Raw genomic sequence first — 24,184 nt, forward strand, 5'->3', positions numbered from 1 at the left:
GCTTGATGACGTGACCTCGACGACGCAGGGCTTCGGCATCGATATCGGCGGCAGCGGCATCAAGGGCGCACCGGTCGACCTCGGCCAGGGCGAGTTCGCCGCCGAGCGCGTCCGCATCGACACCCCCGAGCAGTCCACCCCCGACAACGTCATCGCGGTGGTCCTCGAGGTGCTCCAGCGGTTCGAGTGGGACGGGCCGTTCGGCTGCACGTTCCCCGGCATCGTGAAACGCGGCGTCATCCACTCCGCCGCCAACGTCGACAAGTCGTGGCTCGGGGTCGACCTCGAGAAGGAACTGTCGCAGCGCACCGGGCAGTCCGTCACCATCGTCAACGACGCCGACGCCGCCGGGGTCGCCGAGGACCGCTTCGGCGCCGCCGCCGACGTCGACGGCGTCGTCATCGTCACCACCCTCGGCACCGGCATCGGCAGCGCCGTCCTGCACGACGGCAGGCTGCTGCCGAACACCGAGTTCGGCCACCTCTACCTGCAGCACCACCACGAGGCCGAGAAGTACGCCGCCGCGTCGGTGCGCGAGGAGAAGGACCTGTCGTGGGAGCACTGGGCCGAGCGGCTCCAGCACTTCTACTCCCACCTCGAGTTCATCTTCTCCCCCGACCTCTTCGTCGTCGGCGGCGGCGTCAGCAAGAAGGCCGACAAGTTCCTGCCCCTCCTCGACCTCTCCACCCCGATCGTCCCCGCTGGGCTGCGCAACGACGGCGGCATCATCGGCGCGGCGCTCCTGGCCGCCGAACGCACAGCGTGAGCGGTATCCTGGTCGCGGAGGACGAGCCGGCCGGGCGGCCGCGTCGGGGCCGTCAGGTCCCGCCGAGGAAAGTCCGGACTCCACAGGGCAGGGTGGTGGGTAACGCCCACCCGGGGTGACCCGCGGGACAGTGCCACAGAAAGCAGACCGCCTCCCGCGTTCGCGCGGGCGGTAAGGGTGAAACGGTGGTGTAAGAGACCACCAGCGCCCCAGGTGACTGGGGCGGCTCGGTAAACCCCACCCGGAGCAAGGTCAGACAGGGAGCGTTCGAGGGCGGCCCGCCCGAGCTCCCGGGTAGATCGCTGGAGGCCATCGGCAACGGTGGCCGTAGATGGATGGTCGCCGGTCCCGGTCCGCCGGGAACCACAGAATCCGGCTTACAGGCCGGCTCGTCCCCCGTTCTGTCCGACCCTCCCGCTAGCGTGCGCCGCTTCGCCGCCGATCGTTGTGGAGGGCCGCTGGACATGGCGATGATGCTGGTCAGCTTCGACGCGAACACGCCGGGACACAGCTACGACCACCTGCTCGACGCGCTGGAAGGGTTCGGGGCGTACTGGCACTGTCTCGACTCGACGTGGCTGGTCGAGACCAGGATGAGCATCACCCAGGTCCGCGACTCCCTGTGGCTGCACATGAACCCCGACGACGAGCTGCTGGTCATCGACGTGACGGGGGCGCCCGCGTCGTGGGTCGGGTTCACGCGCGAGTGCGGCGACTGGCTGCGCGACAACCTCGGCCGGCTCTGACGGCAGGTGGTCCGGCGCCGCCGTGGCTGCGCCGGACCACCCGTCGTGGCTACCGCTGAGCCGCCGTCCGGCGGATCATCAGCAGCGCACCGGCGGCCAGGAAGGCGAGAGCCACGAGCCAGTACGGCCCCAGGTCGCCGGAGCCGGTGTTCGGCAGCGCCTCTCCCCCGCCGACGCTGCCGCCGTCGGCGCCGACCGCGCCACCGTCGTCGGGTGCGCCGTCGTCGGTGCTGCCGGCGTCGTCCTCACCGACCTCGCAACCGAGCGCGTCGGAGTCCCGGTCCAGGTGGAACGGGTCCAACTCGGCGTCGAACAGCTCGATCGGCTTGTGGGCATCGTCGATGTCCGGGCAGTCGTAGTCCTCGACGGCGTCGTCGCACCAGGCCGCGGAGTCGGCGTAATGGGCGCACGCACCCGGATCCTCCGCGGGCGGCTCCTCGGCCGGCGGTTCCTCGACGGGCGCATCGCCGCAGCCCCAGCCGTTGTTGTCGGTGCCGTCCAGACCGAACGGATCGACGCCGATCTCGACCAGCTGTACCGGCTTGTCCGCCTCGGGAATGTCGTCGCAGTTGTAGTTCTCGTCGGACGTCGGCTCACACCAGTCGTTGTTGACGTAGGCGGCGCAGTCGGCCGCGTCCTTCGTGTCGGCCCAGGCCGGAGCCGTGGCCCCGAGCAGCAGGGCCAGTCCCGCCATGATCGCTATGGTGACCTTTCGCAAGGTCGCCCCCCTTCGGAATGGATACATAGGCCGTAGGTACGGCCCACCAAAGCCCCGGACGGTAGCGCGATCATGGCGGCGCCGGAAGCACTTTCGGCTGAATCGCCGCAATTCTCATGAAGATCGACGACGTAGCATGACCCATCGTGACCGAACAGCCTGACACCGACCCGAAAGAGATCGTCCGCCGCGGCTACGACGTCCTCTCGCATCGCTACCGCGCCGACGACGCCGACCCGGAGACGTATCGGACGTGGGCCGCCGAGCTGACCGGCCGCCTGCCCGCCGGAGCGGACGTCCTGGACCTCGGTTGCGGCAACGGCATCCCGGTGGCTCGCGACCTCACCGCCGCCGGGTTCGCGGTCACCGGCGTCGACCTCAGCGACGTGCAGATCGCCCGCGCCCGCGCGCTGGTGCCGGGCGCGACGTTCCACACCGCCGACGCGACGGCCGTCGAGTTCGCGGCGCGGAGCTTCGACACCGTGGTGTGCCTGTACGCGCTGATCCACGTCCCGCTGGCCGAGCAGCCGCCACTGCTGGAACGCATCGCCGGCTGGCTGCGCCCGGGCGGCCTGTTCCTCGCCACGACCGGCCACGACGCCCTCACCGGCAGCGACGACGACTGGCTCGGCGGCGGCACGACGATGTGGTGGAGTCAGGCCGACGCCGCGACGTACCGGAAGTGGCTGACGGCCGCCGGGCTCACCGTCGAGCGGCAGGAGTTCGTCCCCGAGGGCGACGGCGGGCACGAGCTGTTCTGGGCCACCCGGCCGCGCTGACGGACGGCTGGCCGCCGCTGCTGTCGACCATGCCCGGCCGCCTGCTCGGACCCGGCCACAACTCCCTCGTCACCGCGCCCGACGGTCGCGACGCGATCGCCTTCCACGCGTGGGACTCCGCCCAGCGCGTTCAGGCTCCGCCACTCACCGTCTCAGCCAGCTGCGGCACCAGCTGCTCCAGCGCGTAGGGCAGGCTGAGCACCGTCGACCACGTCAGCGCGCCGGACACCAGCGGGTCCTCGATGAACAGCACCCGGCCGTCCTGCACCACCCCGAGCTGGTCGTAGAGCGGCTTGGCCTCGACCTGCTCACGCAGTCCCGGCTCGTGGCCGATGTTCCAGACCAGCAGGTCGCGGTCGAGCTGCGTCATCAGCTCGTCGCTGACGGGCGCGCCGTCGAGGTCGCCGGCCAGCGCGGCGAGGTCGTCCGGCAGCACGAAGCCGAGCTGCGTCATGAAGACGGTGCGCGGGTCGGTGGCGCTGCGGACGAACGACGAGCCGGGCTCGAACAGCTCGGCGACGGCCATCTCGACGCCCGCGAAGGCGGGGTTGGCCGCGGCGGCGTCGGCGAACTGCTGGTCGACCTCGGCGATCAGCTCCTCCGCGCGGTCGCCCTGGCCGAGGATCTGGCCGACCATGCGGGTCGTCTCCTGCCACGGCATGCCGTACTCGGGGTAGTCCGGCGACGACGCGACGGTCGGCGCGATGACCGAGAGTGTGTCGTACTCCTCCTGCGTCATGCCGGTGTAGAGGCCGATGATGAGGTCGGGCTCCAGCTCGGCGAGGGTCTCGTAGTCGAAGTCCTGCATGCCGGTGAAGGCACCCTCGTTGAGCACCACAGGCTCGGCGTCGCCCAGTTCGTCCTGCGCCCACGGCCAGGTGGCGTGCGGGTGGTCGCCGTACCAGTCGGTGACGGCGATCGGTGCGACGCCGAAGGCCAGCACGGCGTCCTGGTCGCTGAAGCCGAGCGTGACCACGCGCTCCGGCGCCTCGGTCAGCTCGGTCGTGCCGTAGCGGTGGTCGACGGAGGCGGGGAACTCCCCGGATCCGGCGTCCGGCTCATCTGTCGCGGCGGTGCCGTCGGCGGCGTTCGTGCCGCCGTCGCCGTCGTCGTCACCACCGCAGGCGGCGAGGAGCAGGAGCGGAACGGTCAGGACGACGGCGAGCCGGCGGCCCGCGACACGAAGCGACATGAGGGCAAGGATAGGCTGGCCTTATCGAGCGGGTCGCAGGCGGCCCCTCGGGGGTGTCGTCGGCGCGTGCCGTCGACGCGTGCCGTCGGCGCGTGGCCGGGCTCGCCGCGGCGACCCGCTACCGTCGGCGCATGACCGGCCTCGTCGCGGTGACCCGGAACGTCCTCGTCGCCACGCACGAGTTCTGCACCAGCACGACCACGGTCGTCACCGGCGACGACGGCAGCTGCCTCGTCGTCGACCCGGGGGTCACGCCGGCCGAGCTGGACGACCTCGCCGCCGGCCTCGCTGCCCGCCGGCTGCACGTCGCCGCCGGGTTCGCGACACACCCGCACTGGGATCACGTGCTGTGGAGCCGCTCGCTCGGCGCCGGTGTGCCCCGGTTCGCGACCGCCGCCTGCGTCGTCGCCGCGGCGGCCGGGCGGGACCGCGGCCTTGCGCTCGCCGAGGTGGACGCGCCCGGGACGGACGGCGAGCTGTTCGCCCAGCTCACGCCGCTCCCATCCGGCGGGCCGGGCGTCGTCCCGTGGCAAGGGCCGCGGGTGGATGTCGTCGAGCACCGGGCGCACGCGGCGGGACACGCCGCGCTGCTCGCCGACGGCGTGCTGGTGGCCGGCGATCTGTGCTCGGACCTGGAGGTGCCGCTGCTGGACCTCGATGCCGCCGACCCGCTCGGCGACTACCACCACGCGCTCGACCTGCTCGACGCGCTGGCCCCCGACGTTCGCTTCGTCGTGCCCGGCCACGGCCACGTCGGCGACCGTGCCGAGCTGCGCCGCCGCCTGGCCGCCGACCGCCGCTACCTGACCGACCTCGCCTCCGGCCGCGGTGACGACGACCCGCGGCTCACGCAGGACTGGCTGGTCCGCGATCACCGTGCTCAGCGCGCTGCCGTTGAGCGGCGCGCTTGAACGTGCGCGGTCCCGCCTGCCGCGCGTGATCACGGGCGGCGCCGGTGCCTCGCATGTCACGGGCGGCGGTGCGCCGGCTGACAGCCAGTGGTGCCAGCGCGCCGCATGAACGCATGGTAGGCATGACCCTCCCGGCCCGGGTGGGGCCCACCCTACGGGCGGGCACCGACAACGTCCGCCGAACGCCGACGCCGAGCCTTGCGCCGCGGACGCCACCCGAACCGGCCCGGCGGACGCTACCCGAGCCCGGCGCCGCAGAAATCACCCAAGCTCAGCACCCACAGACGCCACCCGAGCCCAACGCCGGGTGACGTCCCTTGGCGTGGTGGAGTTCCCGGCCCGCTTGAGCGTCGTCGTGTCGACGGTGGCGTAGGGCGGCCATCGTGCGACGGTCAGTGAGACCTGACTAGGGATCTCACGAGAGGACACGAACGCACGATGGCCTTGGACCATGCTGCCCTACTTGAGGTGCTCGAGGCGATGCGGGCCGCTGACGTGGACGATCGGGTTCGCACCGCGGCGCAGGCGATGTATCAGGCGTTGATCGAGGCCGAGGCGACGGCGGTGATCGGCGCCGGTCCGTGGGAACGCAGCGCGGATCGGACCGCGCACCGCAACGGCTCGCGACCGCGGACCCTGTCGACCACGGCCGGGGATCTGGAGTTGCGCATTCCCAAGTTGCGCACCGGGTCGTTCTTCCCCTCCCTGTTGGAGCGGCGCCGCCGAGTCGACCAGGCGTTGTTCGCCGTGATCATGGAGGCCTACCTGCACGGGGTGTCGACCCGCAAGGTCGACGACCTGGTCAAGGCGCTGGGCGCGGACAGCGGGATCTCCAAGTCGGAGGTGTCGCGGATCTGCGCCGACCTCGACGCCGAGGTCTCCAGCTTCCGGGACCGGTCGCTGGCCGATCAGGCCTATCCGTACGTGTTCCTCGACGCCACCTACTGCAAGGCTCGGGTGAACCGCCGCGTGGTGTCCCAGGCGGTGGTCATCGCCACCGGCGTCACCGCCGACGGGCGCCGCGAGGTGCTCGGATTCGACGTCGGTGACAGCGAGGACGGCGCGTTCTGGACCGCGTTCCTGCGCTCGTTGAAGGCCCGCGGGCTGGGCGGTGTCCAGCTGGTCATCTCCGACGCCCACACCGGCCTCAAGCACGCCATCGCCTCGGTGCTGCTCGGGGCGGCCTGGCAGCGCTGCCGGGTGCACTTCCTACGCAACGTGCTCGCCCAGGTCCCCAAGGGCAACGCCGAGATGGTGGCCGCGGCGATCCGCACCATCTTCGCCCAGCCCGACGCCGAGCACGTGCACGAGCAGTTCGACGTCATCGCCACCATGCTCGGCCGGCAACTACCCAAGGTCGAACAGATGCTGCGCGACGCCAGTAACGATCTCCTCGCGTTCGCGGCGTTCCCGATCAGTCACTGGAAGAAGATCTGGTCGACCAACCCGCTGGAACGGCTGAACAAGGAGGTCAAACGCCGCACCGACGTCGTCGGAGTGTTCCCCAACCCCGCCGCCCTGCTCCGCCTGGCCGGCGCTGTCCTGGTGGAGGCCCACGATGAATGGCAGGTCGCCGCCGAACGCCGCTACCTCTCCGAAGCCTCCATGGCGCTACTCACCACACCCACCACCAAGGAGGTGGCCAAACCCGAACTCATGACGGCATGATCTAACCCACTGACCCCGCACAGTGGTCGAAGAACTCCACCTCTCAGCGGGACGTCACCCAACGCCGCGCGACCACGAACGATGCCGGCGGCCGGCCCGCTGCCACCGCGGCGCGAGTTCGCGTGGTAGGTATGACCCGCCCCTCTAGGGAGGGTGCCCACCCTACGGGCGGGCACCGACAACGTCCGCCGACGCCGACGCCGAGCCCGACGCGCCGCCCAGTGGTCCGCGCGACGTCAGCCGAACCCGGTGCCCCGCCCGGACATCAGCGCCGACGTCAATCCGAACGTCAGCCGAGCGCGGTGTCGAGCGCGGCCCAGTCGACGGTGCGGGGGCTGTGGGCGCTGACGGTCGCCAGCAGGCCCAGCCGGGACGAGCGGACCGCGGGGTCCTCGGCCATGACGAGGATGTCGTCGAAGAACGCGTTGACCGGGTCGACCAGCGCGCCGGCGGCGTCGGCGAACTCGGCGACCGGGCGGCCGGACCGGTCGCCCAGAGCCGAGACGGCCTCGACGAGGCGTTGTTCGGCCGCCTCGGTCAGCACGGCCGGGTCGTAGGACGCCTCGGTGCCGGCCGGGACGATGCGGTTGATCCGCTGCAACGCCGCCACCAGGGCGCGGAACGACGAGTCACCCTCGCGCGAGCGCAGCGCCGACAGCGTCGCCACCGCCTGGCCGGGAGCGTCGGCGCCGGGCAGGACAGCGGTGACGAAGTCGGCCGGGACCTCCTCGTCGCGCAGCTGCTGGGCGAACCGGGCGACCACGAACTCGCGCGCCGCCGCCACCGCCGCGTCGGAGACCTCGATGCCCTGAGTGCGCAGCCGGTCGGCCGCGACCGCCAGGCCGCCGTCGACCGTCACACCGGAGAGAGCAGGCGTCTCGCGCAGAATGCGCACGACGCCGAGTGCGGCGCGGCGCAGCCCGAACGGGTCGGAGCTGCCGGTCGGCTTGGCGCCGAGCGCGAACATCGCCATGAGCAGGTCGAACCGGTCGGCCAGCGCGAGGACGGCGCCCGGCGTCGACGACGGCAGCGCATCGGCCGTCGACCGCGGCAGCTCCATCTCGAACAGCGCCTGCCCGACGGCCGGGGTCTCGCCCGCGCGGACGGCGTACTCGCGGGCCATGACGCCGGCCAGGCTGGACAGCTCGACCACCATCTGCGACGACAGGTCGAACTTGGCCAGCGCGGCGGCCCGCTCCAGCGCCTCGGCGTCGTCGGAGGACAGCTCGACGCCCTTGGCGAGGTCGGCGGCGATGGTCTCGATGCGGGCGGCCCGCTCGGCCATCGAGCCCAGCTTCTCTTCGAACGTCAGCTTGGTGAGGCCGGCCTTGAACTGGTCGAGCGGCACCTCGAGGTCGGCCCGCCAGAAGAACGCGGCGTCCTCGTACCGGGCCCGCAGCACCGCCTCGTTGCCCGCCCGCACCGCGTCGGCGTCGCACGCGCCGTTGGCGACCGCGACGAAGTGCGGCAGCAGCGCGCCGTCGCCGGACCGGACCGGCAGGTAGCGCTGGTGCTTGCGCATGACGGTGGTGAGGATCTGCTCGGGCAGCTCGAGGTACCGGGTGTCGAACCCGCCGAGCAGCGCGTTGGGCTCTTCGACCAGGTTGGTGATCTCGTCGATCAGCCCGGCCTCGGCCGCGGTGTCGACGACGCCGCCGACGGTCGCGGCCAGCGCGGACGCGGCGTCGACGACGGCGGCGCGGCGGACCGCGGGGTCGGCGACGATGCCGTGCCCGGCCAGGAACTCGAGGTAACCGGCGGCCGACGGCACCGCGACGACGGGCTCGGCCGCCGTGCGGTGCACCCGGGTGGAACGCCCGCTGACCAGCGCCGACACCCGCACCGGGACGACGGCGTCGCCGAGCAGCGCGGTGAGCCAGCGGATGGGCCGGGTGAAGGACAGCGCGGGGTCGCTCCACCGCATGTTCTTCTCCGAGCGCAGCTCCTGCACAACGTCGGCGAGCAGCGACGACAGCACCTCGACCGCGCCGCGGCCGGTGTCGACGACGCGGACGACGACGTGCTGGTTGCCGCCGAAGTCGGCCGTGGACAGCTCGGAGACGTCGACGTTCTGGCCGCGGGCGAAGCCGAGCAGCGCCTTCGTCGGGTTGCCGTCGGCGTCGTAGGCGGCCTCGACCCGGGGGCCGCGGACGGTGCGGTCGGCGTCGGGCTCGCGCGGCTCGACGGCGGCGACCTCGACGACGATGCGCCGCGGCGTGCCGACGACGTCGACGTCGCCGTGACCCAACCGCGTGGCGCCGAGCTTCGCCGCGACCGCCTCGCGCACCGCGGCCACCGTGTTGGTGACCTCGTGCGGCGGCATCTCCTCGGTGCCGATCTCGAACAGCAGCGGCGCCGGGCCGGCGAGGTCGGCCTGCGGGAGGTCGGGCAGCAGCGGCTCGACGTCGTCGTCGTCGCGACCCGGACGGGACACCAGGCCCAGCGGGTGGCCGAGCTCCTCGCGGCGGGCCGTCCACAGCGACGACACCTCGCGGGCCAGGCCGCGCATGCGCGCGAACGCCTTCGCCCGCTCCGTCGTGCTGATGGCGCCGCGTGCGTCGAGCACGTTGAAGGTGTGCGAGCACTTGAGCACGTAGACGTGCGCCGGGACCGGCAGCCGCTCGGCGATCATCCGCTCGGCCTCGGCCGCGTAGGTGTCGAACAGCGCGCGGTTGGCCTCGATGTCGGCGTCGTCGAGGTAGTAGCGCGACATCTCGTACTCGGCCTGGCCGAACGCCTCGCCGTAGGAGATGCCGGGCGCGTACTCGATGTCCTTGAAGTGGCTGACGCCCTGCAGCGCCATGATGATGCGCTCGATGCCGTAGGTGATCTCGACCGACACGGGGTCGAGGGTCTGCCCGCCGGCCTGCTGGAAGTAGGTGAACTGGGTGATCTCGAGGCCGTCGAGCCAGACCTCCCAGCCCAGCCCCCACGCGCCGAGGGCGGGCGAGGCCCAGTTGTCCTCGACGAAGCGGATGTCGTGGGCGTGGATGTCGATGCCCAGCGCCTCGAGGCTGGCGAGGTAGATCTCCTGCGGGTCGCCCGGGTCGGGCTTGAGGATGACCTGGAACTGGGTGTGCGTCTGCAGGCGGTTCGGGTTCTCGCCGTACCGGGCGTCGTCGGGCCGGACACTGGGCTCGACGTACGCGACGTGCCAGGGCTCCGGACCCAGCACCCGGAGGATGGTGGCGGGGTTCATCGTTCCGGCACCGACCTCGGTGTTGAACGGCTGCACCATGAGGCAGCCACGGTCGGTCCAGTACTTCGTCAGCGCCAGCAGCGCGTCCTGCATCGTGAGCACCGGGAAAGCCTAGTGGTGCGAGGCCGATGGCACGAACTCGAACCCGATGACCCGCGCCAGGATTTCGCCGTGCGGAACGACGAACCAGCCGTCGTCGTGACCGGCCCACTCGCGCCACGCCGCGGCCAGCCGCCCGAGATCCGCCGTCGTCGCCAGGCCGCGGGCGACGGCCTGGTCCGCGAACGCCGACGACGTGACACGGTCGGCCCACAGGCCGCCCCACCACGCGCGGTCCTCGGGCGTGCTGAAGCACCAGACGCTCGCCGTCGCCGTGACGTCGGTCAGCCCGGCCTCGTGCGCCCACGCGAGCAGCCGCCGGCCCGCGTCGGGCTCGCCGCCGTTGCCGAGTGCCAGCGTGCGGTACAGCTCCAGCCACTCGGACAGGCCGGGCAGCCGCGGGTACCAGAACATGCCGGCATAGTCGGAGTCGCGCGCCGCCACGATGCCGCCGGGCCGCGTCGTGCGGGCCAGCTGGCGCAGGACGGCGACCGGGTCGGCCACGTGCTGCAACAACTGGTGCGCGTGGACGACGTCGAAGCTCGCGTCGTCGAACGGCAGCGCGGCGGCGTCGGCGGTGCGGAACTCGACCGCGGCGGCGCCCTCCTGGGCCGCCGCCCGCTCGATGACCTCGTCCGACGCGTCCACCCCGACCACCCGGCCGGGCGCCACCAGCCCCGCCAGCTCCACCGTGATCGTCCCCGGCCCGCACCCCACGTCCAGCACGTCCAGCCCGGGTCGCAGGTGGTCGCGGAGGTACGCCGCGGAGTTGGCGACCGTGCGCCAGGTGTGCGAGCACAGGACGCTCTCGTGGTGGCCGTGCGTGTACGTCGCCATGCCGCCACCGTAAGAAGGTCCGGCCGCCGCTGTCAGCCGTGTTCGCACGATGGACGGCCGGGCGCGGCGCACGGAGGGCACGTTCCGGCGCGGCGGGCGGGGCCCGGCGCGATGGACGGGTTCGGCGGGGGCGGGGCTTCGGCGGGCGGGGTGCGGCGGGGGGATGAACGTTCGGCGCGGCGACGTTGTCGGTGCCCGCCCGTAGGGTGGGCCACCCACCCGAACGGGGAGGGTCATACCTACCACGGCGCGCGGCGCATCACGCCCACTGCACGCCCGCCCCGGCTCCGCACGCATGTTCCGGCACCGCCCACGCGTTCCGGCACCGCACGCATCCCCGCTGGACGCCCCACCGACGCGCCTGTCCGCTGGACGCCCCGCCGGCCCGACTGTCCGCTGGATGCCCGCCGCCGCGGGCGGCCCGCGGGCGGCGCGCCCGCCCCTCCCCCGCTGTCGCGTTGGGGCGGGCGCCATCCTCGACGCCGAAGGTTGAAACGGGCGGGCGCCCCGCACGTCAGGGGCGCCCGCCCGGGCTTGCAGGCGAACACGCGGCCAGACCTCGGCCGAGCGCTCGGCCAGCTACTCAGTCAGGCACGATCGCGCCCGGCGGCAGCTCCACCGCACCGTTCGTGTCGGTGACCGTCACGGTGAAGGTCTTCGGCGTGCTGATGTTGCCGGCGGCGTCGATGGCCCGGTACTGGATCTCGTGGCGGCCGTAGCCGGGCTCGAAGTCCGGGTAGGACTGCTCGAACGGCGCCTTGGTGACACCACCGCTGCCGAGGTTGCCGTACGCGATCTCCTTGATGACGGTGCCGGCCGGGGTGAACCGGTACGGCGTGCCCTCGGGCGCGTCCGGCCAGCCGTGGTAGTTGAACCAGCCGTCGCCGTCGAGCTGGAACTCGATGACGACGTAGCCGTCCTGGTCGTCGGTGGCGGCGAGGCCCATCTCGAACCACTCGCGGAACACGTAGTGCGGCGGGCGGACCCGGGTGCCGGGCACGACGGAGACCGGATCGGACAGCTCGAAGGTCACCGACGGGGCGACGTTGTCGACGGTCCAGGTGCGGGTGTCGGTCGGCGCGCCGGGCACCTCCGGGTCCGTCACCGTCGCCGTCAGCTCGTAGGTGCCGGACGCCAGCCCCAGCGCCCCGAGGTCGAGGTTGCGCAGGTTGTCCGGGTTCGGCACCACCGAGCCGTTCAGCCGCCACGTGACGTCGAGGACGCGGTCGCGCGGGTGGGTGGTCTCGACGTAGACGACGTCCTGGCCGCCGACGGGGCGGGTGGTGTCGGTCGAGGACGTGAACTCGACGTCGGTCGGGGCGGGCGGCTCCTCGACGATCGTCCACTCGCGGGTCTGGGTGAGCGAGCCGCCGTCCGCGACGGCCGGGTCGCGGACGTCCGCGGTGTCGTCGGAGACGGTGACGGAGACGGTGTCGCCGACGCCCACGCCGTGCGCCTCGAGGTCGAAGTTGCGGCTGTTGCCGGTGTCCTCGACGACGGCGCCGTTGACCGACCAGGTGACGGTCAGCTCGTGGTAGAGCGGGTGCATCGTCTCGACCCAGATGACGTCCTCGGGGAACACCGGCTCGTCGGTCGGGGTCGACTCCAGCGCCAGCTGGGCGACGTCGCGGCGGCCGGAGATCTTCTCGATCATCCGCTCGCGGCCGATCTGGTCGAAGTGGTAGCCGATCCAGCGCATGATCGAGTGCTCGCTGGGCCGCCAGATGCCCGACGCACGCGTCTGGCCGCTCTCGTACCGGCCGATGACGCCGCCGGACAGCGACTCCTCGCCCAGCCAGCGGTACCACTTGGCCTGCTGGTCCAGCATCTGCTGCTCGGTCATGATCGTGTGGTGGATCGACGACGGCTCGCCGCCGGTGTACGGCGCGCCGGGCACGTTGCGGGCGCTGTACGGGTACTCGTCCTGCAGGTTGCCCAGCGAGTGGCCCAGCTCGTGCGGGCTGACCAGCGGGCCCTGCGGCGCCTGCCCGGTCGTGGTGGCGTTGCGGCCGCCGATTCCGCCGTACGTGCTGGTGTTGGCGATGGTGAGCGTCTGCCGGTTCTGCGCCGTGACGCCCGGGATCATCGACACGTACTGCTCCAGCGCCTGCTGGCCGCCGGCGCCGAACGTGACGCCGCGGGCGTTCGCGCCGGCCGGGCAGGTGCCGGCGTACTGCAGCTTCAGCGGCGTGTCGCGGCGGACGTTGCCGTCGTCGGGGTCGCAGCTGATGCCGGACTCCCCCGACACGATCTCGATCATGTACACGTTGAAGTAGTCGCGGTAGCTGCGGAACGGCTCGATGCTCCACTGCACGTTCAGGTGCTTGTCGACGTCGTCGCGGAACTGCTGCATCTCCTCGGCGGTGTAGCCGTCGCCCAGGATGATGAGGTTCAGGCGGTCCTCCGGGTCGCCCGTCACCTGCAACGGTACCACCGTCGCCGACCCGACCTCGTCCGACGCCGCGGCCGACGGCACCGCGCCGGTCAGCAACGCGCCCAACAGCCCGGCCGCTCCCACCGCGGCCGCGAACTTCCGTTTCACCATCGCCTGTCACCCCTCGCTCGTCGATCCCCCGCGAGGACGCTAGCCAGGATGGATCCAAAGCTCACCGAGCAGATGACGGACGTTGCGCGACGGTCGTCCGTCGTCTGACGGAACTCGCCGGTTACGCTGCCGGAGTGCTGATCCTGCTGCCGCCGTCGGAGGGCAAGACCGCGCCGCGAGACGGCGCCGCCGCCGTCGATCTCGACGCGTTGTCGTTCCCGGAACTGACCGGCGACCGCGTCGACCTGCTGGCCGCGCTGGTCCGGCTCTGCCGCACGGCTCCGGAGGCCGCGGCGACGGCGCTCGGCCTCGGCCCGACGCAGGCCGCGGACGTCGAGCGCAACGCCGTCCTGCCGCAGGCGCCGGCCGCGCCGGCCCGCGAGGTGTACTCCGGCGTCCTGTACGACGCGCTCGGCCTGCGCACGCTGCGTGGCGGCACGGCCCGCCGGGCCGACGCGTCGGTGCTGATCACCAGCGGTCTGTGGGGACTGCTGCGGCCGTCGGACGTGATCCCGGCGTACCGGCTGGGCGGCGGCGTGAGCCTCCCCGGCGTCGGCCCGCTGGCCGCGTTCTGGCGCCGCCCGCTGGGCAAGAGCCTGCCCGCCGCGGCCGGCGACGAGCTGATCGTCGACCTGCGTTCCAGCACGTACGCCGGGTTCTGGCGCCCGCCCGCCGAGCTCGCCGCGCGCACCGTCGTCGTCCGGGTCCTGCACGAGCACGACGGCCGCCGCACTGTCGTCAGCCACCACAACAAGGCCACGAAGGGCCGCATCGTGCGCCGGCTGCTGCACGACGGCGCCAACGTCGCCACCCCGGCCCGGCTGGTGAAGGTCCTGACGCGGCTGGGCTGGACGGCAGAGTCGACCCCGCCGCCGGGCCCCGGCCGTCCGGCCACCGTCGACGTCGTGGTGACCGAGGTGCCGACGTCCTAGACCTCGGCCCCACTTGATTTCCGCGCAATCGAGACGCGTTCCCACTGCATCGGCGCGCCTGCGCCGGGCGGCCGGCCGGCCCTGCTTGACTCGGCGCATGGCCACCTGGGACCCCCATGCGACGCACCGCCTCGAGTCGATCGGCGCCGAACTGCGCCGCAACGGCCTGGTCGACCTCGTCCGTGAGGCGATCACCGACGTCTGGCGGGCCAACCGGGCGCGGTACGAGCCCGACGAGCTCTTCGACGACTCCTTCACCCTGGGCGTGACGTCCACCAGGAACCTGGCGAACCGGGTCTACGCGTACGTGCGCGACGACGCGCGGTGGCGGGCGACGGGGGCGCACGCCGGTCGCGAGTACGGGACGACCGTCCTGCACGTCGGCGGCCTGGAGCTCCGGCTGGTCAAGACGCGGTCGACCGCGGGCCGTCACCCCGACTTCGTCGCCGACTTCGACTGGCGCGACGGCGAGATGCGCCAGGCCGCGGCCGCGCGCAACCGTGCGGCGTACGGGCCCGCCGCCCGTGACCCGTTCATGGCGCCGCTGTTCGAGGTCGACCAGCCCGACGCGGCCACGGCCGTCCTGGGCTGCCGCGACGTGTTCCTCGCCTGGGGCGCCGACCTCCCGTCGGGGCTCACCGCCGGCTGGCTGGGCCTGCCGACGACGACGGCCAGCCGCTGGCTCGCGGTGACGCCGCTGTGGTGGGACGAGGCGGCCGGGTCCGAGCACACCGGCCGCGGCGACCGGCTCGCGACCGGCGACCGGCCGGCGTTCGGCGACCGGCCCGCTCCGGTGCCGGCCATCGCGCTCAAGCCCGCGGTCCGGGCGGGCCGGACGGCGTGACCTCCGAGCCCACGCTGCGCGCACGCCGGCGCCGGGCCAGCGGCACGGTCGTCGACTTCGACGGCCGGCGGCTCGCGCTCGCCCGGCGGCTGCAGCGCCTGCTGCGCAGCACGCTCGCGGACCGGACCAGCGTCAGCGCGGCCGCCATCACCCAGTTCGAGCGCGGGACGGCGCGTCCCACCAACGCGGTCGTGGCCGAGCTCGCCCTCGCGCTGGGGATGCCGGTCGACTTCTTCCGGCAGGGTCGCTCGGTCGAGCCCGTCCCCGCCAGCGCGGCGCACTTCCGCTCGCTGCGCGCCACCCCGGCGATCTCCCGCGAGCAGGCCCTCGCCTTCGCCGAGATCTCCCTCGTCGTCGTCGACCTCGTCGAGCAGTACGTCGACCTCCCGGCGGTCCCGGCGCTCGCCGAGCCGCTCGACGCCGAACCCGGGCCCGGGCAGCTCCCCCGGCTGGCCGCCGAGACCCGGGCGAGGCTGGGCGTCGGCCCGGGCCCGATCCCGCACATGGTCAGGCTGCTCGAGGCGCACGGCATCGTCGTCCTGCGGCTGCCGCGCGAGGTCGACCACCGGGTCGACGCGTTCTCCACCGAGGCCGGCCACCGGCCGCTCGTCCTGCTGTCGCCCGCCAAGGACGACCGCGCCCGCAGCCGCTTCGACGCCGCGCACGAGCTCGCCCACCTCGTCCTGCACCAGGACGTCGACCCCGGCTCGAAGATCGTCGAGCGGCAGGCCGACACCTTCGCCTCAGAGTTCCTCGCGCCGTCCGAGCAGCTGGAGCCGGACCTCCCCCGCAAGGTCGACTGGGACGTGCTCGCCCAGGCCAAGACGACGTGGGGGCTCAGCCTCGCGGCGCTGGTCTACCGCGCGCACCGGCTCGGTCTGTGGGGCGAGCACGCGTACCGCCGGGCGAACCAGCACCTCGCCGCCGTCGGGTACCCGGAGCCCGGCCCGCTCGGCCCGCCCGAGTCGCCCTACCTGCTCGGCGCGGCGATGGAATTGCTGGCCCAGGCCGGGACGTCCGCGGGCGACCTCGCCGCGGCCAGCCGGCTCCCGGTGCGGCAGATCGAGGAGATCGTCGCCGCCGGCAGCGAGACCAGGCCCAGGGTGTCGCTGCCGACCGAGCCGCGCTGATCAGGGACGGTGGCCGAACGACGGCACGGCGGTGCTGCCGTCGGCGTAGTACTGCAGCTCCGTGACCGAGCCCGGCGACGGCAGCAGCCGGAACAGCGACTCGGGCGGCGCGCCCAGCGCCAGCCGCGTGAGCGTGCGCATGGGGATGGAGTGCGTGACGACGACGACCGGCTGGCCCGGGTAGGCGGCGAGCAGGGCGTCGCGGGCGGCGCCGACCCGCAGTGTGACGTCGTCGAGCGACTCGCCGCCCGGCGGCGACGCCGTGGTCGCGCCGAACCAGTTCGACAGCGCGTCCGGGTGCCGTTCGCCGATCTCGGCCAGCGTCAGGCCCTCCCACTCGCCGAAGTCGGCCTCGCGCCACTCGCCGTCGACGACCGGTGCGACCCCGAGACGGCGGCCGATGACGGCGGCGGTCTCGCGGGTGCGCACCATCGGCGAGGTGACGACGGCGACGGCGCCGCTGCCGCCGAGCAGCTCGGCCGCGCGGGCCGCCTGCTCGCGGCCGGTGTCGTCGAGACTGGGGCCGGGCACGCCGCCGCCGCTGAACCGGCGCGCCGCCGTCAGCGACGTCTGGCCGTGCCGGACGACGTACAGGGTGGTGGGCGGCCCGAGGTCGGGACTCCACGCGGTCAGCTTGACGACGGGCGCGGGGCCCGGCACCGGCTTGCCGTCGAGGGCGAGGTTCACCAGGCGGTCGGCGTGTGCGTTCTCGGCCCGCGGCACCCAGGTGTAGGTGACGCGTCCGGGCGGGAAGACGACGCCGGCCTCGGCGGCCAGCGAGCCCAGCTCGGCGTTCTTGATCTGCCAGCGGCCGGACAGCTGCTCGACGACGAGCTTGGAGTCGAGCCGAGCGGCCACCGCCGCGTCGGGGTCGATGCCGTGGGCGGCGCGCAGCCCGGCCAGCAGCCCGCGGTACTCGGCGACGTTGTTCGTGGCGATGCCGATGGTCTCGGCCACCTCCGCCAGCACCTCACCGGTGGCGGCGTCGCGGACGACGGCGCCGTAGGCGGCGGGCCCCGGGTTGCCCCGCGACCCGCCGTCGGCCTCGACGACGAGCTGCCGCGTCACAGCCCCGACTCGGGCGTGCGGACCAGGATGCGCCGGCACTCCTCGTGCCGGACCACGACGTCGGGGGCGAGCCCGCGGATGCGGCCCAGCTCGGCGGCGTCGAGCTGGATCATGCAGCCCTCGCAGCGGCGCTGGCGCAACGCGGCCGCGCCGATGCCGCCGCGGTCGGCGCGGATCTTCTCGTACAGCGCCAGGAGGTCGTCGGTGATGCCGGCGGCGAGCGTCTGACGTTCGTCGCGCCCGGCGGCGGCGTCGTGGTCGAGCTGCGCCCACGCGGCGTCGCGGGCGGCCTGGACCTCCTGCGCCTTCTTGCCGACGCTCTCGCGCTCGGCGGCCAGCGCGGCGGCCGCGTTCTGCGCCTCCTCGAGCCGCTCCATGATCTCGATCTCGGCGTCCTCGAGCACGCCCTGGCGGCGGTTGAGCGACGCGATCTCGCTCTGCAGGCTCTCGAGCTCCTTCGCCGACGACACCTGGCCGGCGTCGAGCCGCTTCTGGTCGCGGTCCTTGCGCGAGCGGACCTGCTCGACCTCGGCGTCGGCGCGCTTCTGCTCGCGCTCGAGGTCGGCGACCGCGGTGCCGGCGACGACCTCGGCGTCGCGCAGCCGGCTGTGCTCGGCGGCGAGGGTCTCGAGCTCGGCCGCCTCGGGCAGCGTCCTGCGGCGATGGGCCAGCTGGTCGAGCCGCTGGTCGACCGCCTGGACGTCGAGCAGCCGCAACTGGACGGCGGGGTCAGCGTTCAGCGTGAGCTCCTTCGTCGGCGCCGGATTCCCGGGCGATTCGATGCAGTGTCCAGGGATCGGTCGGAGTGGTCGAGACGCGAGTCTCCACCGTAGCGCCTGCGCCCGACAACTCCGCCGTCAGCAGTGCCGCGGCGTCGGGCAGCCACGGCCACTCGCTGGCCCAGTGCGCGACGTCGACGAGCGCCGGGCCGCCGGCCTCGCCCGCCTCGGACGACGGGTGGTGGCGCAGGTCGGCCGTCACGTACGCGTCGGCCCCCGTGGCGCGGACGGCGCCGAGCAGGGAGTCGCCCGCGCCGCCGCACACCGCGACCGTCGCGACGACGGCGTCGGGGTCGCCCATGGCCCGCACGCCGGCCGCCGTCGCCGGGAGCGCCGCGGCGACCCGCCGGACGAACGCCGACAGCGGCTCCGGCCGCGGCAGCCGGCCGACGCGGCCCAGGCCGCGCGCGGGGTCGCCGTCGTCGGCGGGGACCAGCGGGCGGGTGTCGTGCAGGCCGAGCGCCGCCGCGAGGGCGTCGTTCACGCCCGGCGCGGCGCGGTCGGCGTTGGTGTGCGCGGTGTGCAGGGCGACGCCGCCGGTGATGAGCCGGTGCACCAGCCGCCCCTTCGGCGTCGTGGCCGGCACGCCGTGCACCGGGCGCAGGAACAGCGGATGGTGCGTGACGACGAGGTCGGCCCGCCACTCCAGCGCCTCGTCGACGACGGCGGCGACGGGGTCGACGGCGAACAGGACGCGCCGCACCCGCGCGTCGGGGTCGCCGCACACCAGCCCGACCGCGTCCCACGACTCGGCGAGCTCCGGCGGATACAGCCGCTCGAGGGCGGCGACGACAGCGGCGAGACGGACCACGGACCAGACCCTATCGATCACCGCCGGGCCGCCGTCGAAGCGGACCCGATCTCCGGTTGACGGCGCCACGACCCCGGTGTGACGCTCTCTCCCAAGGGGGCACGGCACGCACGAGGAGGCTCGTCCCATCAGCACGCGACACCCCGCCGACGGCCACCCCTGGTGCGTCGAGCACGACCCCAGCGGCGTGTGCCTCGGCGGCCTGCACGAGCTTCCCGGCGGGGGCGCGGCCTGGCTCGAGGGCGCCGTCGGTCGTGTGCCGTCCGAGGCTGCCGGCGCGGGGGTGGACGGCGCGGGCGGCGACGGCGCGGGGGTCGACGGCGCGGGGGTCGGCCGCGGGGCGGGCGTCGTGGTGGCGCTGGCCCGCACCCATCCCGGCCGGCCGCCGCGGTTCACGGCCGCCCAGGCACGCGAGCTGGCCGCCACCCTGACGACGCTCGCCGACGAGTTGGACCCGTTGTCCACATGAGTCGAACGCCCGTTTGACAACCCCCTCCCACCACCACCTAAGATCATTCCCATAGCACCCCACCCCTCCCCAGAGGGCTGGTAGGGCTATCGAGCACGAGGCGCGGCATCCAGGCCGGACTGTCTCGTACCGGCCGCTCAGAGTGGGACGGCACGGCGACCAACGCGCATCTTCATGCCGACCCCTGCCCAGTGGGTCCGGCTGCTGGGCGGCGCCGTCCCCATCCCGTTGGCCACGACGGTTCCCCCGGCCCCCAGTCAGCTTCCGAGCGACTCCATTGGAGGAACCGTGGCCACCACACCAGCCGCGGACCGTCGCGACGTCATCGTGCGGTCCGCCTTCATCAGCGACGAGGTCGGCGAGATCGTCGCCTGGCACGACTCCGAGGGCCCGACCATCGACATCCACCTCGAGCCCGAAGACTCCGGCCAGCGCGCCGATGTCTCCCTCACCCCGTCCGAGGCCCGCGACCTCGCCCGGCAGCTGCGCGAGGTCGCCGACACCGCCCAGCGCGCGGGGTGGACGCCCGCGGTGCTCGCCGACGCCCGCGAGCGGTACCTGCCCGGGCTGTCCGACGAGCAGATCATGCAACGCCTCGACGCCCTCGCCGCACGCCTCGGCGGGCTCGTGCTCGGCTACCGCGGCAAGGTCGACTGGCGCGCCGGACGCATGCTGGTCGCCGAGACCGGCCACCAGCTGCTCGACCGCGCCGCCGGCGCCGTCGAGACCGCCGAGCAGCACCTGGCCGGCTACCAGCAGGCCGTCGACCAGCTCGGCACCGTCAAGGCCGAGCTCGAGCACGTCCGCCACTTCTTCACCCACGAGAGCGAGCTACCGCGATGACCACCACCACGCCACCGCAGGAATGCGTCCTCAAATGGTGCAACGAGGCCGGCGAACACCGCACCCACCGCCAGTACGTCATGTCCCTGATCGCCTGGCACCGCACCTGGCTCGTCGGCATCAACGTCGTCCAGACCGACGACGGACCTCTGCACGTCGAGCTGACCGCCACCACCCGCTGGTCCGCGCCGACCACGGTCACGCTGCAGCCCGACGAGGCCGAGGCGGTCGGGCAGGCGCTCCTCGAGGCCGCCACCCGAGCCGCCCGCTGACCCCGGCGCCCCGGCCGCCGCTCCGCCTCCCGGAGCGGCGGCCTCGGAGCCGCGTGCCTGGAGGCTGCCGTGCCCGGCCGCCGCGCCGGCCGCCGCCGTCCGCCAGCCATCCCGACGCCCGCATGCCAGATCGCCGCCCGCCAGCCCCTTGCACACCGCCAGCGCCCGCCGCGGGTCCGTCCGTCGCACGCCGCGCGCCGCCCGCCAGCCCACCGCCGGTGCCCGCCGCGGGTCCCGTCCGTCGCACGCCGCCCGCCAGCCCGCCGCCCGCCAGCCAGCCCACCGCCAGCGCCCGCCGCGGTCCATCCGTCGCACGCCACCAGCCAGCAGCCCGCCGCCAGCCAGCCAGCCCACCGCCGCCAGCCAACCGGCGCGAAGGCGCCTGCGAGTTCGCCACCAGCCAGCCAGCCTGCGGCGCACCAGTCCACCAGCCCGTCCGCCGGTTGGTGAGCACCGGCCGCCCGCCCGGGTCCGACACCGAGACCGGCCGGGCGGCCCCGGCCCGTCGCGCGTGTCCCCGCGCCACACGCCGGGCGAGGGCGGCTGCGTCAGGCACCGGCCGAGAGGCGCTGCGTCAGGCGCCGGACCAGCCGGTGGCCGCCCGGGGGTGCCGCTGGTTGGGCATCCGCCGCGGCGCCCGCACCGGCGTCGCGGCGCGGCGGACGTCCTGGGCGGCGGCGCAGAGGGGGCCGATCAGGCCGGCCGACAGCTCGTCCACCCACAGCAGCAGGTCGAGGTGGACCGGGCGGGTCGGGTCGCAGGCGAGCGAGTCCTGGTACCAGCGGACCACCGACGGCATCAGGGCGCGCAGCGCCGCGCGCCGGTCGTCCTCTCCCAGTGCCCCGAGTGCGTGGTCGAGCTCGGCGACGAGTTCCCTCATGGCATGCCCCCTTGCGCGGCAACGGCCCCAGCGCCCCGATGCGCCGGACGGCCGGTTCTCCGCCCTGCGGCCCTGGATACCCCACGACGCGGGGTGCAGTCGCCCCGGACCGGACCACCGGGCCGGGCCTGCGCCTGCTTCGATGGGGGCATGGCCGTGCCGATCGCCGACTTCCTCGCCATCGTCAGCCGCCTGCCCGGCGCCGCCGGCACCGACTCCGACCGGTGGACGACGTTCCGGGTGGCGGGGCGGACGTTCGGGTACCTCTGGCCGGCCACGTCGACCGTCGGACTGAAGCAGACCATCGCCGAGCAACTGGCGCTGGTGGCGGAGCGGCCGCAGGTGTTCGAGATCCAGTTCACCGCCGGCGCGTTCGGCTGGGTAGTGGTCCACCTCGACGGCATCGAGCACGACGAGCTGGTGGAGCTGACGTTCGAGGCGTGGCGGCTGACCGCGCCCCAGGACGTCGTCGAGCAGCAGGGCGACCGGCTGCCGCACTAGGGGTGTCACGAATCGGCGGGCCACGCGGTCGTCCTGGTGTCAGGCGGCCGCCCGGGCCGCCACGTCCCGTGAAAGGGCTGCACATGAAGATCGTCGTCATCGGCGGCACCGGCCTCGTCGGCTCGAAGGTCGTCGAGTTGCTCACCGGCCAGGGCCACGACGCCGTGGCCGCGGCGCCGAACACCGGCGTGAACACGCTGACGGGCGAAGGGCTGGCCGAGGCACTCGACGGGGCGGACGTCGTCGTCGACGTGTCGAACTCGCCGTCGTTCGAGGCCGCGGCCGTGCTGGAGTTCTTCCGGACGTCCACCACGAACCTGCTCACCGCGGAGCAGAGGGCCGGCGTCGGGCACCACGTCGCGCTGTCCGTCGTCGGCACCGACCGGCTGGCCGAGAGCGGCTACTTCCGGGCCAAGATCGCCCAGGAGCAGCTCATCACCGAGTCGCCGGTGCCCTACTCGATCGTCCACGCCACCCAGTTCTTCGAGTTCCTGAAGGGCATCACCGACGAGGCCACCCACGACGGCGTCGTCAGCCTGGCGCCGGTGCACATCCAGCCGATGGCCGCGCGGGACGTGTCGGCGGCCGTCGCCGAGGTCGCCGCCGGCCCGCCGCTGAACGGCGTCGTCGAGATCGCCGGGCCGGAGCGGTTCCGGCTGGACGAGCTGGTCCGCACGGCGCTCGCCGCCACGCACGACCCGCGTGAGGTCCGCGCCGACCCCGGCGCGCGCTACTTCGGCGCCGTCCTCGGCGAGGACACCCTGGTCCCGGCCGACGACGCCCGTCGCGGGCCGACCACGCTGGCTGAGTGGCAGGCGGCGCAGCCGAGCCGGTAGCGCCGTATACCGTGGTCCCGTGACCACGGACGGCGTCGCCGAGTTCCTCGACGTTCGGCCGCAGCTGTTCGGCATCGCCTACCGCATGCTGGGCAGCGTCGCGGAGGCCGAGGACATCGTCCAGGACGCGTGGATCCGCTGGCAGCGCACCAACCGCGACGAGGTCCAGAACCCGGCCGCCTTCCTCACCACCACGGCGACCCGGCTGGCGCTGACGGCGGCGACGTCGGCCCGTGCCCGGCGCGAGACCTACCCGGGCGAGTGGCTGCCGGAACCGGTCGACACCAGCGACGATCCCGCGCTGGGCGCCGAGCGGGCCGAGGCGCTCGACCTCGCCGCCATGCTGCTGCTCGAGCGGCTCAGCCCGGCCGAGCGGGCCGTGTACGTCCTGCACGAGGCGTTCGACTACCCGTACCGCCGCATCGGCGAGATCCTGGAGATCTCCGAGCCGCACGCCCGCCAGCTGGCCCGGCGGGCGCGGCTCGCGCTGGAGTCCGGCCGGGCCGAGCCGGCCCCGCCCGGCGTGCGCCGCCGCCTGGTCGAGACGTTCGTCGCGGCCGCCCGCGACGGCGACCTCGAGGCCCTGGAGCGCCTCTTCACCGAGGACGTCACCGCCCGCTCCGACGGCGGTGGCAAGGTGCACGCCTCGCGCGTCGACCTCCAGGGCGTCGAGCGGGTGCTGCTGTTCATCGACAACATCCTGCGCAAGTACTGGAACGAGGCCACCTTCACCGTCGTCGACGCGAACGGCGGCAGCGCCCTGCTGGTCACGAACGCCGACGGCGTCGCACAGGCCGTCCTCGCCCTCGACGTCACCGCCCGCGGCGTCGAGCGGGTGCTCTTCGTGGTGAATCCCGACAAACTGCGCGGCTTCGGCCGGCAATAGTCAGCCGGCCGGGACGACGAGGCGCTCCGGCGGGATCACCGCGACGCCGGCGATCTCGATCATCGCCTCGGGCTGCCAGAGCGCCGTGGTGCCGATGCCCGCCATCGCGGGGTAGACCGGGCCGGCCAACTCGCGCCACACCGCGCCGATCTCCTTGCCGTGCGCCTGATAGTCGGGGATGTCGGTGAGGTAGATCGTGACGTTGACGAGGTCACCGGGCTCGCCGCCGGCGTGGGCCAGGGTGGCGAGCAGGTTGGCGAAGGCCTGGCGGAACTGCACGACGATGCCGCCGGGGACGATGCGCATCGCCGCGTCGAGGGCCGTCTGGCCGCCGAGGTACAGCGTGTTCCCGCTCAGCGTCCCGTGCGAGTAGCCGCGCGGCTCCGGCAGGGACGGAGGGTTCACCGGAACGGCGGTCGCGCTCGTCGCCATGGCTGGGACTCCTGTGACGGGGATCGTGACGGCACCGTAGC

24 protein-coding genes and 1 other RNA gene are annotated in these 24,184 nt (G+C 73.7%); 15 read left to right on the forward strand and 10 right to left on the reverse strand.

Going from position 1 to position 24,184, the window contains the following annotated elements:
* The first annotated feature begins 10 nt into the window (after positions 1-10).
* From ppgK to BLU82_RS17375, 3 genes are all read left to right on the forward strand, one after another.
* The gene (ppgK, locus tag BLU82_RS17365) at positions 11-766 is read left to right on the forward strand and encodes a polyphosphate--glucose phosphotransferase (RefSeq protein WP_092622404.1); all 756 of its coding nucleotides are present in this window, start codon (positions 11-13) and stop codon (positions 764-766) included.
* Between the two features lie 22 nt (positions 767-788).
* Positions 789-1,162: RNase P RNA component class A (gene rnpB, locus BLU82_RS17370), an RNA gene on the forward strand.
* Positions 1,163-1,230: 68 nt separating this feature from the next.
* The gene (locus tag BLU82_RS17375) at positions 1,231-1,512 is read left to right on the forward strand and encodes a hypothetical protein (RefSeq protein ID WP_092622405.1); all 282 of its coding nucleotides are present in this window, start codon (positions 1,231-1,233) and stop codon (positions 1,510-1,512) included.
* A gap of 49 nt (positions 1,513-1,561) precedes the next feature.
* Here the strand turns inward: BLU82_RS17375 and BLU82_RS17380 are convergent, their stop codons facing one another.
* The gene (locus tag BLU82_RS17380) at positions 1,562-2,206 is read right to left on the reverse strand and encodes a hypothetical protein (RefSeq protein ID WP_092622406.1); all 645 of its coding nucleotides are present in this window, start codon (positions 2,204-2,206) and stop codon (positions 1,562-1,564) included.
* Positions 2,207-2,376: 170 nt separating this feature from the next.
* Between BLU82_RS17380 and BLU82_RS17385 the strand changes: the two genes are divergently transcribed.
* Positions 2,377-3,009: a bifunctional 2-polyprenyl-6-hydroxyphenol methylase/3-demethylubiquinol 3-O-methyltransferase UbiG gene (locus BLU82_RS17385; RefSeq protein ID WP_092622407.1), complete on the forward strand. Its 633-nt coding sequence runs from the start codon at positions 2,377-2,379 to the stop codon at positions 3,007-3,009.
* A gap of 130 nt (positions 3,010-3,139) precedes the next feature.
* On the opposite strand, the gene BLU82_RS17390 is transcribed toward BLU82_RS17385, so the two are convergent.
* On the reverse strand, positions 3,140-4,201 hold the full coding sequence (locus BLU82_RS17390; RefSeq protein ID WP_092622408.1) for an iron-siderophore ABC transporter substrate-binding protein: 1,062 nt from the start codon (positions 4,199-4,201) through the stop codon (positions 3,140-3,142).
* A 131-nt stretch (positions 4,202-4,332) separates the two neighbouring features.
* On the opposite strand from BLU82_RS17390, the gene BLU82_RS17395 reads away from it, so the two are divergent.
* Positions 4,333-5,112, forward strand: coding sequence for an MBL fold metallo-hydrolase (locus BLU82_RS17395; RefSeq protein WP_157741076.1), 780 nt, complete (start codon positions 4,333-4,335; stop codon positions 5,110-5,112).
* Positions 5,113-5,550: 438 nt separating this feature from the next.
* Entirely contained in the window at positions 5,551-6,780 is a 1,230-nt protein-coding gene (locus BLU82_RS17400; RefSeq protein WP_092616377.1) for an IS256 family transposase, read from the forward strand.
* 289 nt (positions 6,781-7,069) lie between these two features.
* Here the strand turns inward: BLU82_RS17400 and BLU82_RS17405 are convergent, their stop codons facing one another.
* The 3 genes from BLU82_RS17405 to BLU82_RS17415 form a co-directional block, all read right to left on the reverse strand.
* On the reverse strand, positions 7,070-10,072 hold the full coding sequence (locus BLU82_RS17405) for a glycine--tRNA ligase (RefSeq protein WP_092625947.1): 3,003 nt from the start codon (positions 10,070-10,072) through the stop codon (positions 7,070-7,072).
* Between the two features lie 18 nt (positions 10,073-10,090).
* Complete coding sequence (locus BLU82_RS17410; RefSeq protein ID WP_092622410.1) at positions 10,091-10,915, reverse strand: methyltransferase domain-containing protein; 825 nt, start codon at positions 10,913-10,915, stop codon at positions 10,091-10,093.
* 583 nt (positions 10,916-11,498) lie between these two features.
* A complete protein-coding gene (locus BLU82_RS17415) occupies positions 11,499-13,460 on the reverse strand; it encodes a M64 family metallopeptidase (protein WP_092622411.1) in 1,962 nt (653 codons plus the stop codon).
* 134 nt (positions 13,461-13,594) lie between these two features.
* Here BLU82_RS17415 and yaaA point away from each other — a divergent pair, with 134 nt between their 5' ends.
* The 3 genes from yaaA (at position 13,595) to BLU82_RS17430 (ending at position 16,366) form a co-directional block, all read left to right on the forward strand.
* A complete protein-coding gene (gene yaaA, locus BLU82_RS17420) occupies positions 13,595-14,392 on the forward strand; it encodes a peroxide stress protein YaaA (protein WP_092622412.1) in 798 nt (265 codons plus the stop codon).
* A 97-nt stretch (positions 14,393-14,489) separates the two neighbouring features.
* Positions 14,490-15,236 (forward strand): hypothetical protein, encoded by a 747-nt coding sequence (locus BLU82_RS17425; protein ID WP_092622413.1) that lies wholly within the window; start codon positions 14,490-14,492, stop codon positions 15,234-15,236.
* Positions 15,233-16,366 (forward strand): ImmA/IrrE family metallo-endopeptidase, encoded by a 1,134-nt coding sequence (locus tag BLU82_RS17430; RefSeq protein WP_092622414.1) that lies wholly within the window; start codon positions 15,233-15,235, stop codon positions 16,364-16,366. The genes BLU82_RS17425 and BLU82_RS17430 overlap by 4 nt, the downstream gene beginning before the upstream one ends.
* On the opposite strand, the gene BLU82_RS17435 is transcribed toward BLU82_RS17430, so the two are convergent.
* The 3 genes from BLU82_RS17435 to BLU82_RS17445 are packed head-to-tail and all read right to left on the reverse strand — an operon-like array spanning position 16,367 to position 19,024.
* Entirely contained in the window at positions 16,367-17,434 is a 1,068-nt protein-coding gene (locus BLU82_RS17435) for a histidine phosphatase family protein (protein ID WP_092622415.1), read from the reverse strand.
* Positions 17,431-18,150 carry a zinc ribbon domain-containing protein gene (locus tag BLU82_RS17440; protein ID WP_231947526.1) on the reverse strand — a complete coding sequence of 240 codons (720 nt, stop codon included), beginning with the start codon at positions 18,148-18,150 and terminating at the stop codon, positions 17,431-17,433. Before BLU82_RS17440 ends, BLU82_RS17435 begins: the two co-directional genes overlap by 4 nt.
* A 13-nt stretch (positions 18,151-18,163) precedes the next feature.
* On the reverse strand, positions 18,164-19,024 hold the full coding sequence (locus BLU82_RS17445; protein WP_197682282.1) for a Nif3-like dinuclear metal center hexameric protein: 861 nt from the start codon (positions 19,022-19,024) through the stop codon (positions 18,164-18,166).
* 187 nt (positions 19,025-19,211) lie between these two features.
* Here BLU82_RS17445 and BLU82_RS34225 point away from each other — a divergent pair, with 187 nt between their 5' ends.
* From BLU82_RS34225 to BLU82_RS17460, 3 genes are all read left to right on the forward strand, one after another.
* A complete protein-coding gene (locus tag BLU82_RS34225; protein ID WP_157741078.1) occupies positions 19,212-19,493 on the forward strand; it encodes a hypothetical protein in 282 nt (93 codons plus the stop codon).
* Between the two features lie 288 nt (positions 19,494-19,781).
* Positions 19,782-20,336 carry a hypothetical protein gene (locus BLU82_RS17455; RefSeq protein ID WP_092622417.1) on the forward strand — a complete coding sequence of 185 codons (555 nt, stop codon included), beginning with the start codon at positions 19,782-19,784 and terminating at the stop codon, positions 20,334-20,336.
* A complete protein-coding gene (locus tag BLU82_RS17460; RefSeq protein ID WP_092622418.1) occupies positions 20,333-20,608 on the forward strand; it encodes a hypothetical protein in 276 nt (91 codons plus the stop codon). Before BLU82_RS17455 ends, BLU82_RS17460 begins: the two co-directional genes overlap by 4 nt.
* A gap of 574 nt (positions 20,609-21,182) precedes the next feature.
* Here BLU82_RS17460 and BLU82_RS17465 read toward each other — a convergent pair.
* Entirely contained in the window at positions 21,183-21,488 is a 306-nt protein-coding gene (locus tag BLU82_RS17465; protein WP_092622419.1) for a hypothetical protein, read from the reverse strand.
* A gap of 150 nt (positions 21,489-21,638) precedes the next feature.
* Here BLU82_RS17465 and BLU82_RS17470 point away from each other — a divergent pair, with 150 nt between their 5' ends.
* The 3 genes from BLU82_RS17470 to sigJ all read left to right on the forward strand — a co-directional run bounded on the left by BLU82_RS17470 (position 21,639) and on the right by sigJ (position 23,711).
* The gene (locus BLU82_RS17470; protein ID WP_092622420.1) at positions 21,639-21,989 is read left to right on the forward strand and encodes an MmcQ/YjbR family DNA-binding protein; all 351 of its coding nucleotides are present in this window, start codon (positions 21,639-21,641) and stop codon (positions 21,987-21,989) included.
* Positions 21,990-22,072: 83 nt separating this feature from the next.
* On the forward strand, positions 22,073-22,825 hold the full coding sequence (locus BLU82_RS17475) for an SDR family oxidoreductase (protein ID WP_092622421.1): 753 nt from the start codon (positions 22,073-22,075) through the stop codon (positions 22,823-22,825).
* 19 nt (positions 22,826-22,844) lie between these two features.
* Positions 22,845-23,711, forward strand: a complete 867-nt coding sequence (gene sigJ, locus BLU82_RS17480; RefSeq protein WP_092622422.1) for an RNA polymerase sigma factor SigJ — start codon at positions 22,845-22,847, stop codon at positions 23,709-23,711.
* Here sigJ and BLU82_RS17485 read toward each other — a convergent pair whose 3' ends face one another.
* On the reverse strand, positions 23,712-24,143 hold the full coding sequence (locus BLU82_RS17485; RefSeq protein WP_092622423.1) for a RidA family protein: 432 nt from the start codon (positions 24,141-24,143) through the stop codon (positions 23,712-23,714).
* Between the last annotated feature and the right edge of the window lie 41 nt (positions 24,144-24,184).

The organism is Jiangella sp. DSM 45060 (assembly GCF_900105175.1).
In the GTDB taxonomy this organism is placed as follows: Bacteria; Actinomycetota; Actinomycetes; order Jiangellales; family Jiangellaceae; genus Jiangella.